Origin of the sequence: Pseudochryseolinea flava (assembly GCF_003286915.1) — a bacterium.
Lineage (GTDB): Bacteria > Bacteroidota > Bacteroidia > Cytophagales > Cyclobacteriaceae > Ohtaekwangia > Ohtaekwangia flava.
Genome location: NZ_QMFY01000005.1, coordinates 322148 through 336821 on the forward strand (window position 1 = coordinate 322148; position 14674 = coordinate 336821).

14 protein-coding genes are annotated in these 14674 nt (G+C 44.0%); 10 read left to right on the forward strand and 4 right to left on the reverse strand.

All coding sequences use genetic code 11. The features are described from left to right. The first annotated feature begins 70 nt into the window (after window positions 1–70). From ffh to DQQ10_RS28065, 7 genes are all read left to right on the forward strand, one after another. Window positions 71–1402, forward strand: a complete 1332-nt coding sequence (ffh, locus tag DQQ10_RS12485) for a signal recognition particle protein (protein ID WP_112747201.1) — start codon at window positions 71–73, stop codon at window positions 1400–1402. A 173-nt stretch (window positions 1403–1575) separates the two neighbouring features. After that, on the forward strand, window positions 1576–2076 hold the full coding sequence (locus tag DQQ10_RS12490) for a DUF2911 domain-containing protein (protein ID WP_112747202.1): 501 nt from the start codon (window positions 1576–1578) through the stop codon (window positions 2074–2076). 82 nt (window positions 2077–2158) lie between these two features. After that, window positions 2159–2611, forward strand: a complete 453-nt coding sequence (locus DQQ10_RS12495) for an ATP-dependent zinc protease family protein (protein WP_112747203.1) — start codon at window positions 2159–2161, stop codon at window positions 2609–2611. A gap of 10 nt (window positions 2612–2621) precedes the next feature. Next, complete coding sequence (gene rimK / locus DQQ10_RS12500) at window positions 2622–3533, forward strand: 30S ribosomal protein S6--L-glutamate ligase (RefSeq protein ID WP_112747204.1); 912 nt, start codon at window positions 2622–2624, stop codon at window positions 3531–3533. 360 nt (window positions 3534–3893) lie between these two features. Beyond that, the gene (locus tag DQQ10_RS12505; RefSeq protein WP_112747205.1) at window positions 3894–4868 is read left to right on the forward strand and encodes a succinylglutamate desuccinylase/aspartoacylase family protein; all 975 of its coding nucleotides are present in this window, start codon (window positions 3894–3896) and stop codon (window positions 4866–4868) included. A 2-nt stretch (window positions 4869–4870) separates the two neighbouring features. Next, on the forward strand, window positions 4871–5440 hold the full coding sequence (locus DQQ10_RS12510; RefSeq protein WP_112747206.1) for a DedA family protein: 570 nt from the start codon (window positions 4871–4873) through the stop codon (window positions 5438–5440). Window positions 5441–5522: 82 nt separating this feature from the next. Next, window positions 5523–6017 (forward strand): hypothetical protein, encoded by a 495-nt coding sequence (locus DQQ10_RS28065; RefSeq protein ID WP_185147033.1) that lies wholly within the window; start codon window positions 5523–5525, stop codon window positions 6015–6017. A gap of 15 nt (window positions 6018–6032) precedes the next feature. Here the strand turns inward: DQQ10_RS28065 and DQQ10_RS12520 are convergent, their stop codons facing one another. The 3 genes from DQQ10_RS12520 to DQQ10_RS12530 form a co-directional block, all read right to left on the reverse strand. Continuing rightward, window positions 6033–6830, reverse strand: coding sequence for a glutaminyl-peptide cyclotransferase (locus tag DQQ10_RS12520; protein WP_112747207.1), 798 nt, complete (start codon window positions 6828–6830; stop codon window positions 6033–6035). Window positions 6831–6957: 127 nt separating this feature from the next. Further along, a complete protein-coding gene (locus DQQ10_RS12525) occupies window positions 6958–9096 on the reverse strand; it encodes an OmpA family protein (protein ID WP_112747208.1) in 2139 nt (712 codons plus the stop codon). 153 nt (window positions 9097–9249) lie between these two features. Next, on the reverse strand, window positions 9250–10902 hold the full coding sequence (locus DQQ10_RS12530; protein ID WP_112747209.1) for an N-acyl-D-amino-acid deacylase family protein: 1653 nt from the start codon (window positions 10900–10902) through the stop codon (window positions 9250–9252). Window positions 10903–11059: 157 nt separating this feature from the next. On the opposite strand from DQQ10_RS12530, the gene DQQ10_RS12535 reads away from it, so the two are divergent. From DQQ10_RS12535 to DQQ10_RS12545, 3 genes are all read left to right on the forward strand, one after another. Further along, complete coding sequence (locus DQQ10_RS12535) at window positions 11060–11593, forward strand: DUF4269 domain-containing protein (protein ID WP_221409719.1); 534 nt, start codon at window positions 11060–11062, stop codon at window positions 11591–11593. 53 nt (window positions 11594–11646) lie between these two features. Beyond that, the gene (locus DQQ10_RS12540; RefSeq protein WP_112747210.1) at window positions 11647–12495 is read left to right on the forward strand and encodes a hypothetical protein; all 849 of its coding nucleotides are present in this window, start codon (window positions 11647–11649) and stop codon (window positions 12493–12495) included. Window positions 12496–12608: 113 nt separating this feature from the next. After that, window positions 12609–13196, forward strand: coding sequence for a hypothetical protein (locus tag DQQ10_RS12545; RefSeq protein ID WP_112747211.1), 588 nt, complete (start codon window positions 12609–12611; stop codon window positions 13194–13196). An 81-nt stretch (window positions 13197–13277) separates the two neighbouring features. Here the strand turns inward: DQQ10_RS12545 and DQQ10_RS12550 are convergent, their stop codons facing one another. After that, window positions 13278–14348 (reverse strand): Kelch repeat-containing protein, encoded by a 1071-nt coding sequence (locus DQQ10_RS12550; RefSeq protein ID WP_133259630.1) that lies wholly within the window; start codon window positions 14346–14348, stop codon window positions 13278–13280. Window positions 14349–14674 lie beyond the last annotated feature (326 nt).

A 14674-nucleotide genomic window follows, 5' to 3' on the forward strand; every position in this document is an offset into this window, starting at 1 on the left:
TGTAATTATTCGTCAGTTTCGATTAACTTTGTCCCCCCGCAAATGCGGTTAACCATTAGTATTCATTCCCATGTTTGATAATTTAAGTTTAAAGCTGGATAAGGCCTTTCAGAACCTGAAGGGACAGGGTAGAATTACCGAAATTAACGTTGCGACCACCATCAAGGAGATCCGCAAGGCGTTGATCGATGCCGACGTTAACTATAAAGTAGCCAAGGAAGTTACGGACGAGATCAAAGAGAAGGCACTCGGTGAAGATGTATTGACTGCGATTTCACCAGGTCAGCTTTTGATCAAGATCACAAATGATGAGCTCACAGCCCTGATGGGAGGAAAGAGTGAAGACATCGTGATCGAGGGTAACCCGTCTATTATTTTGATCGCCGGTTTGCAGGGTTCTGGTAAGACTACGTTTTCGGGTAAACTCGCAAGCTATCTGAAAAAGCAAGGTCGATCAGTGTTGCTTACGGCATGTGATATCTATCGTCCTGCGGCGATCGATCAATTAAAGGTACTCGGTGAGCAAGTAGGGGTAGATGTTTATGCGGAGCCGGAAAATAAGGATGCGGTAAAAATCGCAAGTGCGGCTATTGAGTATGCCAAGAAGAATAACCATCGCGTCGTAATTGTCGATACGGCAGGGCGTTTGGCTGTTGATGAGGAGATGATGAATGAGATCGCGCGTTTGAAAGACGCGTTGAAGCCTGCAGAGACGCTGTTTGTGGTTGACTCTATGACGGGGCAAGATGCCGTTAATACAGCGAAGGCTTTCAATGATCGATTGAATTTCAACGGCGTTGTATTGACCAAGCTCGATGGTGATACACGCGGTGGTGCAGCGCTTTCGATCAGACGTGTTGTCGACAAGCCTATCAAATTCGTCAGTACGGGTGAGAAGATGGAGGCGATCGACAGGTTCTATCCTGATCGTATGGCGAGCCGTATTCTCGGCATGGGTGACGTGGTTACCCTCGTTGAAAAAGCACAACAAGCTTTCGACGAAGAAGAAGCGAAGCGGTTGAGCAAAAAAATCCGCAAAAATCAATTTGATTTCAATGACTTCTTATCGCAGCTTGAGCAGGTGAAGAAGATGGGTAATATGAAAGATTTATTGGGTATGATTCCGGGAATGGGTAAAGCCATGAAGGAGATTGATATCGACGATAATTCATTCAAGCCAATTGAGGCAATTATTCGCTCGATGACGAATCAGGAGCGCGAAAATCCAGATATGATTAATGCGAGCCGGAAGAATAGAATTGCCGTAGGAAGTGGTACTTCTGTTCCGCAGGTAAATCAATTGTTGAAGCAATTCGGTGAGATGCGAAAAATGATGAAGACGATGAATAAGATGGGTGGCGGAAAACGTGCCCTTTCAGCGTTGAATCCATTCGGTCGATAACCGCAACATTAATTTTTTGTGAATGGTGAAATAAAACACCGTTCATCAAAACCAAACCACGCAAAGTGGCGTTGTAACAATAGTTTTACAGGTTATATTTAAAAATTAGTATAAAATGCCTCGACTACTCGGGGCATTTTTCTTTATATAGGGTTCTAATAAACCAACAAAGAATGAAAAAAATACTTTTTCTACCTGTGATGTTACTGTTTGTCGTCGTGGGTGCTCTCGCGCAAGAGAAAAAGCTTAGCCCTCCAGCCAAAGTTGAAGGCAAGGTTGACAATGTGACGATTAAGATCGACTACTACCAGCCCTCCGCAAGAGGCCGTCAGATTATGGGCGGACTTGTACCTTACGGCGAAGTATGGAGAACTGGCGCGAATAACTCAACTTCGGTTGAATTCAGTGGTCCGGTAAAGATTGAAGGAAAGGATTTGCCAAAAGGGAAATATGCGCTTTTTACAATTCCGAACGAGAACGAGTGGGTAATCATTTTTAACAAAACGCTTGCCTGGGGCGCTTACCAGTACAAACAGGAAGAAGACGTTTTGCGCGTTACGGTGAAGCCAACGAAGACTGCAAATTTTGTTGAAACATTTACGATAAGCCTGGACGGTAGCAACGTAAAATTAGAATGGGAAAACACGGCCGTTTCGTTTAAGGTGAAAGGCTAAATTGATAAGAAAATAATAATCAGAAGCCATCGCTTAAGTGTGATGGCTTCTCTTATTTTTAGGTCGTTATTAGTAAGGTGTTATGCAAAAAATTCTGGGTCGTTATGATCGTGTCGATTTGCCCGAGTTGGGTTTGTCTGACATTCACGCGAAAATTGATACCGGTGCGTATACAAGTAGTTTGCATTGTAGAAGAGCGCAGATCGTTGATGGTAAACTAGAATTTGTTTTGCTAGATGAAGAACATCCTGAATTCACCGGGATGAAATTTGTTTTCACGCAGTTCGAAGTTCGCGATATCAAAAATTCTTTTGGTGAAGTAGAGCGTCGATTTGTCATCACCACCACCTTAAAAATATTCGAAGAAGAAATTGTAACGGAATTCTCGCTCAGTAACCGGGGTTCACTTAAATTTCCGATATTGATTGGCCGGAAAATTCTCCGCGATCGTTATCTCATCGATGTCAAGAAGAAAAACGTCTCATACCGTGAAAAACGGAAGCACCTTCGTAAAGTAAAACGTCAAAACGGATAATCACTTTTTCATGAATATTGCAATACTTTCACGCAATCCAAAGTTGTATTCAACACAACGCCTCAAGCAGGCAGGTGAAGCACGTGGGCATAAGGTTGAGATCATTGATCACATGAAATGTGTGTTGTTCATCGAGAAGAAAAACCCCGTGGTACTTTACCAAGGAAGGAAGTTAGATTACTTCGATGCAATCATTCCGCGTATTGGTGCATCAGTAACGTTCTATGGCGCTGCTGTTGTTCGTCAATTCGAAATGATGAAAGTATTTACCGCCGTAGAATCCCAAGCGCTCATTCGTTCTCGCGACAAGCTGAGAAGTTTACAGATTTTGTCACGCGCAGGTCTTGGTTTACCAAAAACAATCTTCATGGACTACTCTCGTGATGCGGAAGGTATAGTAGAAGCGGTTGGTGGTGCACCAGTAGTAATTAAATTGTTAGAAGGCACGCAAGGCTTAGGCGTCGTATTGGCCGAGAATAAAAAAGCAGCGCAATCTGTTATCGAGGCATTCCATAATCTTCATGCGCGAATCATCGTTCAAGAGTTTATCAAAGAAGCAAAAGGTGTTGACATCCGCGCATTTATTGTTGATGGCGAAGTTGTTGGTGCCATGCGCAGACAAGCGATGAAGGAAGGAGAGTTTCGTTCGAATCTTCATCGTGGTGGTGTTGCTACTGTCGTTAAATTGTCGAAAGCAGAAAAGTCGGCAGCGATCACAGCAGCCAAGAAAATGGGCCTCGGCGTAGCGGGGGTAGATATGCTCCCATCAAAGCGAGGACCACTCATCGTAGAAGTAAATTCATCACCAGGTCTAGAGGGCATTGAAGGTGCTACGAAAGTTGACATTGCCGGAAAAGTAATTCGCTACCTGGAAAAAAATGCGATGAAGAAAAAAATTCAGAAGGATGTGATTAATGCTTAGTTAGTTATCGGTTATCTGTTATCGGTTAACGGTGAATCCATTTTTTACCGCCGAGTTGCTGAGGAGCAGCGTTTCGCAGAGGTACTGAACGCTACTTCGTTTCTAGAGTGCAGGCACTCGAAACAACGTCAACACGTGAACACCAATGTCGTTGACTTAAGCACTTCCTTCGGTATGGATTCGTCTTCACCCCTGGCCCCTGAAGGGGAACTCGATTCGCGGGCTGACCCTTTAGGGAACGAAAGGGGTGGGGTGGCATTTTTTATGTCCTCCGTACTTAAGTCAATGACATTGACCTCAACACTTTAACACTACGTCAACACATCAACACGTCAACACTTTTTTCACTATTTTGCTTTAATGAAAGAAGTTAAGATCGCGGGGCAACTTATACAGCCCGGTGAGTTCAAGGAAATCGACATCAATATTGCGCGTCTTCCATCGCATACGGTAATCGACACACCGATTTATGTTTCAAGAGGTTTCGAAGATGGGCCGGTACTCGCACTTACAGCGGGCATGCACGGCGATGAGATCAACGGGATGGAGATCGTACGACGCTTACTGGATAGTGGGCTACATCAGCCGAAGCGGGGTGTCACCGTTTGTATGCCGATCGTAAATGTTTACGGGTTCTTGAACTACTCGCGCGATGTACCCGATGGGAAAGATATTAACCGTTCTTTTCCTGGAACTAAGAATGGATCGTTAGCGAGCCGCGTAGCCTATAATCTCATGCAGGAAGTGGTACCCTTTATTGACTATGGTATTGATTTTCATACCGGTGGCGCGATGCGGGCAAACTATCCGCAAGTGCGTGCGGTACTGCGCGACGAGAAGAACATGGCGTTGGCAAATGCTTTTAATGCACCCTTTACGATTGATTCACCCTTTCGCCCGAACTCCTTAAGAAAGGAAGCGTATCGAAAGGGAAAGAACATCATCGTATATGAAGGCGGTGAGTCGCTTCGATTTGATCAACATGCGATCGAAGAAGGCATAGCCGGTACGTTGCGCCTCATGAAGTATCTGGATATGATCGACTGGGCTCCGGAACCGACACAAGAGAATAAGGTAATTTGGAGTAGTTCATGGATACGCGCAAAGAATGCGGGACTATTTCAGTCGAACGTGAAGTGTGGACAGTTGGTACACAAAGGAGAGTGGGTAGGTACTATTACAGATCCGTTTGGAGAATTCAAGGAGCAAGTAGTGGCAACGGAAACAGGATATGTAGTAGGTTTAAATAACATTCCGGTGATCAATGCGGGAGATGCGCTGATGCATTTGGGAATGGATAATCTTTGCAAGCTGGATAATATGTCGCCCGATTAAAGGTGGAAAAATTTCTTGAGCAGTATGGATACATCGCGTTGTTGATTGGCTCTTTCCTGGAAGGTGAGTCGTCGATATTGCTAGCGTCCTCCCTGATCCACAAAGGAATTTTCGATGGACCTTATACCGTTTTATTCGCTTTCATGGGATCGTTCACCAGCGACTGGATTTATTTTTTCATCGGTCGATTAAATGGGAAATACTTCATTGCGCATCGACCTAAATTACGTGCGTGGATGCGACCAGTTCAGCAATTCTTTGAAACGCATCAGATACAAATTCTATTATCATACCGTTTTTTGTACGGATTCCGGATCATCATTCCGGTGATAATTGGGATGAGTAGTATTCGTGCAACGCAGTTTCTCTTTTATAGTATCGTGAGTGGATTGACCTGGGCCAGTGCGGTAAGCATCATTGGTTATTTCATAGGGAAAACGCTGAATTTACAAACCACGGTGATTGAAGAGAACATACTTTTTATTGTGTTAGGTTTTGCTTCATTGGGTCTACTCATTGGCTATTTCGTGCGAAGATTGGCGGTGAAAAAGATGCATGTACCGCAATCTTAGACGATGCGGGGGTTGCTGGCACGCTGTTTTTGATGACGATATCTGATTATATTTGTTTAGATCAGACCAAACAAACGCAACTATGGCAAAACTCACTCCACAACAGATCACCGAAATCAATGCAGTGATTGCAGAGATAAACAAAGCTGTAACGCCAACGTCGGAGATTGGTGCGTGCGATAAACCAACGTTGTCGGGTTTACTGTCTTCACATGGTATCGATAAAGTAGCGACGTTCTTCAAGTGTCGGAGAGAGTTGTCGAATGATATCGTTACGTTTTTTGTGCGCGAGAAGGGTGTTGCCAAAAGTAAGTTTGATCGTCATGCGCAGACGCACATTTTTGTAATCGAGCAATCTGAAGGAAACGCTACGGCAAGACCAGTGTCGGGAGAATCTCAAAGACCGGCAGCTACTGCGCCAGCACCTCAACCGAAAGCATCAGCGCCTGCAAAAAAAGAAGCGTCAAAGAAAGTGGCAGCTAAGAAAGCTGCTCCAGCAAAGAAAGCTTCACCTGCGAAGAAATCGCCCGCGACTAAATCGAAGGCTAAACCTGCAGCGAAAGGAAAGAAAAAGTGATCCTGAAAATAATGATTACTTTTTCAATTTGATCAGGAACGCTTGTGGCCATAGTTTTCCTGTGATGAGTAATGCCTTTGAGTTTTTGTCGTAAGCAATGCCATTCAAAACTTCGGCATTTGGATACATGCCGCGTGCGCGTTCCGTAAGTTGCGTGCAGTCAAGCTTGCCCACAACATTCCCATTGGAAGGATCGATCTTCAGGATCAGGTTGGTCTGCCATACGTTGGCGAAAATGAAACCATCGATAAATTCCAATTCGTTAAGATGCTTTACAGGCTTCCCGTTTTCTGTAACGTTGATGGTGCGAATGTCCGCAAGCGTAGCGGTATCTTTAAAGTGAATTTTTTCGGTTCCATCACTCATAATGAGTTCTGCATTGTTGTGTGTTAAACCCCATCCCTCCATTGGATATTCAAAAGTTCGCAGCTGTTTGTAAGTTTTGGCGTCGTAGATAAACCCTTTCTTGGTTGTCCACGTGAGTTGGTAGATTTTGTTATTGAGTATCGTAATCCCTTCACCGAAATAGGCTTCGTCGAGCAGAACTTTTTTATCGTGAGCACCTGTTGCCGGGTTCACTTCAGCAATCCAGGACTGACCTTCTTGTCCTGGCTGGCCTGTACTTTCTAAAATTTTGTTGTCATGAATGACCAAACCCTGAATGTAGGATTCAGTGTTGTGTGGCAACGTGTTCACAACGGTGTAGTCTATGAGAAGGCTATCCTTCGCGTTGTCTTCAGAAGGTTTTCCACCACAAGATTCTAATATTGATGCGATCGCGATAATTGCCAAGCAAGGGAGTATATATCTCATAGTCTAAAATGTGGTCACAAGAAAATCAAAATTATTTGGAATCGCCAATAGAACGTGAAGCCTTTAATTCGCCGATTTGAATGTATGATGAGAAGATGTCGTTCACTAAAAAGCGATCATTGCCGCATCAGCCTTCCGTTTTTACCTCGATGATTTCAATTTCGGTTCTACGGTTGATCTCGCGACCTTCTGTTTCATCGTCATTCGAAACGAGTGGTCTTTCTGATCCGAATCCTTTAGCAGAAAGCTTTGAAGGATCGATGCCTTGTCCAGTAAGATAGTGTACTACCGACTCAGCGCGTTTTAAAGAAAGTACCTTGTTAGTGGCGGCGTTACCCGAGTTATCGGTATGGCCGTTGATCTGGACTTTGAGGTGTGTGTTAGCATTTAACAACGCTCTGATGTTTTCAAGCTCCGCTACCGATTCAGATTTTAGATCAGCCTTACCAACATCGAAGAAAATATTTTTCAAAATCACTTTCGATCCCACTTGTGCTTTCACCATGATGATACTCATGTCGATCTCCTGGAATTCTGCAAACTGTGGTACATTGAAGTTGATCGAGTTAAAGAGGTAGCCAATCCGCTCCGTCGTCACACCATAGTTACCACCGTGGGGTACGATCAATTCGAAGTCACCATTTTCGGCGTTGGTGTTAATTTTTGTAATCACTTTTCGTGAGTTGTTGTCTACCAGTGTTACGACTGCGCCCAATGGCGTTCCGGTCATTTCATCTAACACCTTTCCCTTTAACATCGTCACAACTTTCATGTCTTTATGAACTTGAACGATTGGATCGACATATTCTTCAACACGCTCATGTTTAGGTTCTTCTTTTGGTTTATCCAACACAGGAGGCACTACGGCGGCAACAACTTCAACTGGCGGCGCTGTCACGGCAGGTTGCTCTACAACGGCAGGTTCTTCTTGCTTTGGTGCAGGTTCGTTAACAGGTTCGTTACTCGCAATGAGCACAGGAGGTTCTTCGTGTTTCGGTTCCTCTTGCTTTGGTTTGGCAGGCGGATCTAAAAACTGCACGCGATAAATGTCGGCATCACCCATTCCGTCTTCGCGGATGGTAGAGTAGTATCCAACTTTTTTATCGGCCGACACGCTGAAGAATCCGTCGTACTCGATAGAGTTGAGTGGATACCCAAGGTTTACAGGTCTGGTCCATTTGCCATCTTTAAACTCACTGCGGAAAATGTCATTACTTCCCATTGTCGGGTGACCATCAGAAGAGAAATAGAGGGTCACGCCATCGGGATGAATGAATGGAGAGTCTTCGTTGCCCGGTGTGTTGATGGTGCTTCCAAGGTTTGAAGCTTTTCCCCAATTGCCCTTATCATCTTTCTCGCTCACGTAGATGTCGAGTTCACCTTTTCCGCCTGGTCTGTTGCTGGTGAAAAACAATCTTTTTCCGTCGGCAGAAATTGACGCTGACGTTTCCCAGAAAAGCGGTGTGTTGATATTCTTGTTTAAAGGAACAGGTTTTGTCCAATCACCTTCGAGTGTCGATGTGAAAATATCGCCAGAGCCTTCTTCGTAGTACAAGAAAAGAGTCTTCCCATCAGATGACATTGACGCTGCAGCATCATGGAATTTGATGTTGATGTTCGGGCTGATCTTTTGAGGTACACCCCATGACCCACCCGATTGACGGGAAATGTAGATGTCTTCGAAGTTCGTACCGCTTTTTATTTTGTAGTCGTCAGTAGAGCGGTTTGTAGTAAAGATCATCGTTGATCCGTCGGCAGAAATGATGGGCGAATATTCATGGAACGGTGTGTTGATATTCGGGCCAGCATTTTCAATTTTCAAATACGTTGGATGTTGAACAAGTGAATCACCAATTGCACATTCGGTGATTTTGTGATTTGCCATGGAGGCTAGCTTCTTGTTCTTCTTCTGAAATTCCTCGAAATGTTTTTTTGCTTGTCCGTACTGGTGGCTGTACTGATAGGCCAGTCCGATATGATAATCGAAGTCGGGGTCAATATCAGGTTGTGTGTTATATGCCTTTTGGAGAAAGGGAAGCGCTTTGCTTTTATTTTCGGTATACAAGTAAGTCATTCCGAGCTTGAAGTTGGCTTCAGCGTCGGCGGGACTCATGTTCACAGCTTGTGTGAATACGTCCAAAGCGTCAATAAAATCCTTTCTCGAGTAAAGGCGATCGCCCTTCTCTAGCAGAGATTTCAAATCTTGGCTGTAGCCCGAAAGACTACAGGTGATGATGATGAGTGTTATTAGGAGTCGTTTATCCATACAAATGGATATTACGGGGTTCGGTCAATTCGAAAATTACTCTTATTCTCACTGCAATTCAAGCTGCGGGGCCGGTTAATTGTTACGATTCGCCAATTGCGTCAAGCAGCCGTTATTTGGATGAATTACGACGTCACTTTTCACGCTGCTAAACTAATTTTTTCCGTTCCATCCCGGACCACGCACGACGCGTCCTGGTTTGGCTCCGGTGTGTTCCCCATTTTTCAATACGACGACACCGTTCACCAGAACGTGTACCATCCCCGTTGCATACGCCTTGGGGTTGTCGAAAGTTGCTTTATCCTGCACGGCATTGTAGTTGAAAATGGCGATATCGGCGTAAAATCCTTTTTTAAGCGCACCTCTTTTTTTGATTGACAGATTTGACGCAGGAAGCGATGTTAACCTTCTGATCGCTTCTTCAAGCGATACAAGTTTCTCGTCGCGGACATATTTCCCCACAAAACGTGCGAATGTGCCGTACGCCCTTGGGTGTGTTCCCCAATCTGCGAAAATCTTTAGATCCGACATCGACGCTCCATCAGACCCGAAACTCACGTAAGGTTGTTGAATGATTCTTCGAATGTTGTCTTCCGATTGTTGGTAGTACACAGCGGCAATGGTCGACTTGTCTCGCATCACCAAATCAATAACCGTTTCGTCAGCATTTTTGCCATGCATTTTGGCTACTTCATCAAGTCTCTTTCCGCGATACAACTTGTTGAGTGAATCCAATCGGAACCCTAACATCTGCACATCTTTCGGATCAGAGTTTTTGTATGGAATTCCTTTTCCCATCTCATATAAAACTTTCTTTCGCGTTTGTGGATCACGCAGTCGTTTACGCATAGCTTGCGCACCACCTTCTTGCACCCAATTCGGCAAACGCGCAGTGAGTCCTGTAGCACTTGCAATGTAGGGATAGTTATTCGCAGTGATTTTTAATCCAGCTTTTCTTGCGCTGTCTATTTTAAAAAGTACCGTATCAATTTTTGGCCAGTTGCGCGCAATGTTAATTTTTAAATGATAAATCTCCGCGGGGATGTTCGCCTCTTTTGCGATACGGAATGTTTCGTTAAGTCCTTTCAAAATAAAATCGCCCTCACTACGCATGTGCGTTGTGTAAATGCCGCCGTACTGCGCGGCAACTTTCGAGAGTGCAATCAGTTCTTCGGTAGAGGCATAATCAGCAGGCGCATAGATGAGTGATGATCCCAAACCCATAGCGCCCTCTTCCATAGCTTGCTTGACAAGATTTTTCATACGCTCAAGTTCGGGAGGTGAGGGCGCGCGATTCTCATGTCCCAATTCATGAAGACGTATCGAAGTAGCACCAACAAAACTCGCGACGTTCGGTGTAGAACCTTTTTTCATAAGCCATCTGAAGTAACCGCCGAGGGTTGTCCAAAGACTGTCGACAGGTTTGGCTGTTGCTTTTCTTTTCACAGGACCAGGACTCCAGCCTTCGCCGAAAACTTCGAGTGTAACGCCTTGCTTAATGTCGCTCACAGAACGTCCATCCATGAGTAAACTTCGGTCTGCCCAACTCAGCATGTTGATGAATCCCGGCGCAACGACCAGCCCTGTTGCGTCAATTTCTTTTTTGCCTGCGTCGTTAGAAAGATCACCGATGGCAACGATCGTATCAGCATTTATGGCAACATCGCCTGTGAACGGCGTGCTACCGGTGCCGTCATAGATGGTGCCATGCCGGATAATAAGATCATATTGATTTTTTTGCGGAGAAGTCGACGTACAAGCGAGGATAATTAAGACCCCGGCTGTCATCATAAAAAAATGTCGCATGTGCAATTGGAAAAAGTCCACGATGATAGCGAGTAAAGCTGACACGGAAAAGCACAGAAATTGATTTATGTGGAGAATGTAATATTCGGTGAGCTTGTTAGTGCTTATGTAACAGAAAACGAGAGCGTCTTGGGATTTTTATATTTTTGGCGAAGATATGCGTGACGCGGAAATTCTACATTTTCATAATCTTGATTATCTCCGGGCAGGAAATCCACGCCAAAGACAAGCTTATAAGGTATTGCAGAAGTATTGTGTATTTGAACTTCTTCGTGAATTCGATCCCTTTCTCGCGGGCACCATTCCAATTGAAATTGACGTTGACGGAAGTGATCTTGATGTGCTCTGTTATTGGGAAAATAAGAATTTGTTTATTTCCGTTTTACAGAAGTCGTTCTCTATGATGCCGAATTTTTCTTTGCGGGAAATTGTGCTGCATCAACATCAAACCGTGATCGCGAATATTGACGTCGACGGATTTCCAATCGAAATATTTGGGCAAGATCTTCCCGTGAGCGCACAGTTCGGTTATCGTCACATGATGGTTGAATATAAATTGTTGAAGAAATACGGCGACGATTTTCGAAAGGAAGTCATCCAGTTAAAGGGGTTGGGGATGAAAACCGAATCCGCGTTTGCTAAAATACTTGGATTGGATGGCGATCCCTATGCTGCTTTATTGGCGCTGTAAGGTTAATGAAGTTACGCGATTCTCTTATCTTTGCGACTTACAGAACCCCAAATATGAAAAAACACTATCAGCTAATGATCATGTTGATCATGCTCCTGTCCACTATCGCGAGTGCTCAAAGTAAAAAGGTGCTCATTAAATCGCGACTCGCTCCCAATACTAATTATGTAACGCAGGTCGATAACCTAACCAATATAACGATGGATATTGACGCGTCGGACGATGTTAAAAAGTCATTGGCCTCCGCGGGAATGTCCATGCCGATGGCCATGAAAACCGAGCAACGGATGGAAATGAACACGTTGGTAAGTGAAGCTGATGCGCAAGGAAATCGAAAGGTAGAAGTCCAATTTACAAAAAATGAGGTAGCCTCTTCAGTTGGAGACAAAAAGCTAGATATGCCTCCGTTTGGTTTAGCTAAAATTTTCTATACGGTGAATAAGGATGAGCAAGCGCAAATTGACTCAATGGCGGGCGATAAACTCACAAACGAAGTTATTGAATCGATGAAGAACATGGTGATGAAAGCCTATGTGAAATTTCCAGATTATCCAATTGGCCTGGGCGATAAATTTGAAGATAAAATGCCGATGAACATTCCGGTAAAAGGATTTGATGCGGCGGTTGTATTGGTGTCACGTTTTAAAGTTGTCGCCGTGACCGATACAGAGGTTAAGCTTGATGTTAAACAAACAATGGAGATGAGTATGACATCTCAAGAGAAAAAGGCTGATGTGAAAATGGAAGGCGATGGTAAAGGTGTCGCGGTGTACAATATTGCGATGGACCATTTAACAAACTATGATGTGAAGCTTGATATGGACATGGTTTTTAAAATGGAAGGCATGAACTTGACGATGAAGGGCGACATCATATCCAAGGCAGTATCTGCTAAGAAATAATCCCCCATGTTGATGTTGTCAATTTGTAGCGGAGAAACATTAACAAGATATTCACGTTGCGGAAGAAAATGTATATTCGAAAAAAAAGAACTCAATTAACATCTTAAACAACTATGAGGAAAATACTTTTGATTTTCTGCCTTGCTGTTGCAACCACTGGGTTTTCACAGAAGGTAAAATTGGTAGAAGGTAGTCTGAAGGCACTGAAAGGTGAGACGGTGATTACTACCGAATTTACGTATGACGATATGAAGATCGGAAAGGATGGTCTCACAGAAGAAGACTACATCGCGCGAAAGAAAAAAGATTATGATGCTAAAGAAGTTGGTCGCGGTGACAAGTGGGAGAAAGCATGGTTTGCTGACAGAAAAGAACGCTTTGAGCCACAGTTCAACGAGTTATTTGAAAAGCATGCTAAGGTTGCAACAAAAGGACAATCGAAGTATACCATTATTTTTAAAACTACGCGTACCGAACCAGGATGGAACGTTGGTGTGGCACGTGCCGCAGCGCGTATCGATGGTGAAGCATGGGTGATCGAAACAGCAAACCCGCTCAACGTCATTGCGAAAATCACAGTGACGAATGCACCTGGTCGCGACGCCATGGGTTACGATTTTGATACGGGTTACAGAATTCAAGAGGCTTACGCGAAAAGTGGAAAAGAAATAGGGAAGTTGATTATCGCGCAAACGAAATAACGAAGTGAAATACTTTATGGAGGCTGTCTCAAGATACGAGACAGCCTTTTTTATTTTGTAGGACAGCGGCTTCGATTTGAATCATTGGGGAAGTTTTAAAAATCGACTGTACCGCCAGAACTCATTTAAGTTTCCTTTCACGATATATCCATTATTACCAAGGGCGAATGCTCCGATGTTGTGATCATTCTCGTTTAGCACAGGACCATAGTTGCCTTTTTTCGTCCAAACATTCGTCGCAGGATTGTATTCCCAAAAATCCATGACGCCACTGACATAAAACGCTACACCCCATCCCAGGTAAACTTTGCTGTTGATTACAAATCCCTTGGCATAGTAACGAGCGTAGTCAGGGAAAGGCGCTTTGGTAGTAGCGACATTTGTCGAAGGAACTAGCGAGATCCAATCGTTATGAAAACGTTTTACGACTAGTCCATTGACGAAATCAAGGTGATATCCCAAACCATAATAGACGGTATTGCCAATCACTTTCGCAGTAGCTCCCGCACGAGGGCCACCGGGTAACGCGCCTTTATTCTTCCATTGATTCAAGAAGAAATCGTACTCCCAAAATTGGTTCAATGCTTTTCCTTGATGAGATCCACCCATTACATAGCCCTTTATGCCGATGTTGAAGGTGATCATATCTCTTGCTACAATGCCTGGGAATTTTTGAACGTTTCGCGTTTGTCCTGTTACTGGATCGATCGCCGTGCACTCATTCATTGAATCGCTTTGGTAAGATGCGTAATACACTTTCCCTTGGTACGAAAAGAGATATGTGTTAATCGCAAGGGTAGTGGCGACATTGTATTGATCGTTGAATAGCTCCCATTGCATCGTCGTTTGATTGAGCTTGTAGAATACTTCCTGCATCCCGCCGATCGCGCAGTAAATTTCTCCTCCTATTTCGTATATCGAGTTGTTATTACTCGCAAAATTAAATGGGTATGTCGTTATCACCGGTGGCGTAAGGCGGTTCCAGCTATACGGTGGTAAAATTATGGGCGTGTTTAAATTATCGGGCGCGGGTGATGCGTTAACATCACTTTCTGTTTTCAAGGATTCACTATCGCGTAGTGCGATATCAAGGTTATCGACGCATGATGACATCATCATCGAAGTGAGGATCAGTAATAATATTCTATTCATAAAAAGAGGGTTTTACATAACGGCTATCTTCAATAATCACTTTCATGCTACACATCATCGGCGGGTGCGTTCAAAGATCGACTTGCATTTGGGTGAATCAACGAGTGGGTTTAAGAATGGGGAAAAGTAGCGTAACGAAATGAGGGAAAATCCGGTTAAAGAAGCGACGGTGGTATCGTGAGCGTCGTGAGAAGCTAGCGCCATATTTTTTAACTTTTACTGCATGCGTCAATAAAATCGGAGCGGAGAGATTTCGTTTTAGACTTTTCGCTTTCAGCTTTAAACTTAGGAGTGTACGAACGTTTTACTTAGTTTTGCGGGGATCA

What these genes read in the sequence shown, in the direction of transcription:
- DQQ10_RS12520 (WP_112747207.1), bottom strand. Translation starts at nt 6,830, where the DNA reads ATGAGATATATACTCCCTTGCTTGGCAATTATCGCGATCGCATCAATA.
- ffh (WP_112747201.1), top strand. Translation starts at nt 71, where the DNA reads ATGTTTGATAATTTAAGTTTAAAGCTGGATAAGGCCTTTCAGAACCTG.
- DQQ10_RS28065 (WP_185147033.1), top strand. Translation starts at nt 5,523, where the DNA reads ATGGCAAAACTCACTCCACAACAGATCACCGAAATCAATGCAGTGATT.
- DQQ10_RS12495 (WP_112747203.1), top strand. Translation starts at nt 2,159, where the DNA reads ATGCAAAAAATTCTGGGTCGTTATGATCGTGTCGATTTGCCCGAGTTG.
- DQQ10_RS12525 (WP_112747208.1), bottom strand. Translation starts at nt 9,096, where the DNA reads ATGGATAAACGACTCCTAATAACACTCATCATCATCACCTGTAGTCTT.
- DQQ10_RS12505 (WP_112747205.1), top strand. Translation starts at nt 3,894, where the DNA reads ATGAAAGAAGTTAAGATCGCGGGGCAACTTATACAGCCCGGTGAGTTC.
- DQQ10_RS12550 (WP_133259630.1), bottom strand. Translation starts at nt 14,348, where the DNA reads ATGAATAGAATATTATTACTGATCCTCACTTCGATGATGATGTCATCA.
- DQQ10_RS12490 (WP_112747202.1), top strand. Translation starts at nt 1,576, where the DNA reads ATGAAAAAAATACTTTTTCTACCTGTGATGTTACTGTTTGTCGTCGTG.
- DQQ10_RS12530 (WP_112747209.1), bottom strand. Translation starts at nt 10,902, where the DNA reads ATGCGACATTTTTTTATGATGACAGCCGGGGTCTTAATTATCCTCGCT.
- rimK (WP_112747204.1), top strand. Translation starts at nt 2,622, where the DNA reads ATGAATATTGCAATACTTTCACGCAATCCAAAGTTGTATTCAACACAA.
- DQQ10_RS12535 (WP_221409719.1), top strand. Translation starts at nt 11,060, where the DNA reads ATGCGTGACGCGGAAATTCTACATTTTCATAATCTTGATTATCTCCGG.
- DQQ10_RS12545 (WP_112747211.1), top strand. Translation starts at nt 12,609, where the DNA reads ATGAGGAAAATACTTTTGATTTTCTGCCTTGCTGTTGCAACCACTGGG.
- DQQ10_RS12540 (WP_112747210.1), top strand. Translation starts at nt 11,647, where the DNA reads ATGAAAAAACACTATCAGCTAATGATCATGTTGATCATGCTCCTGTCC.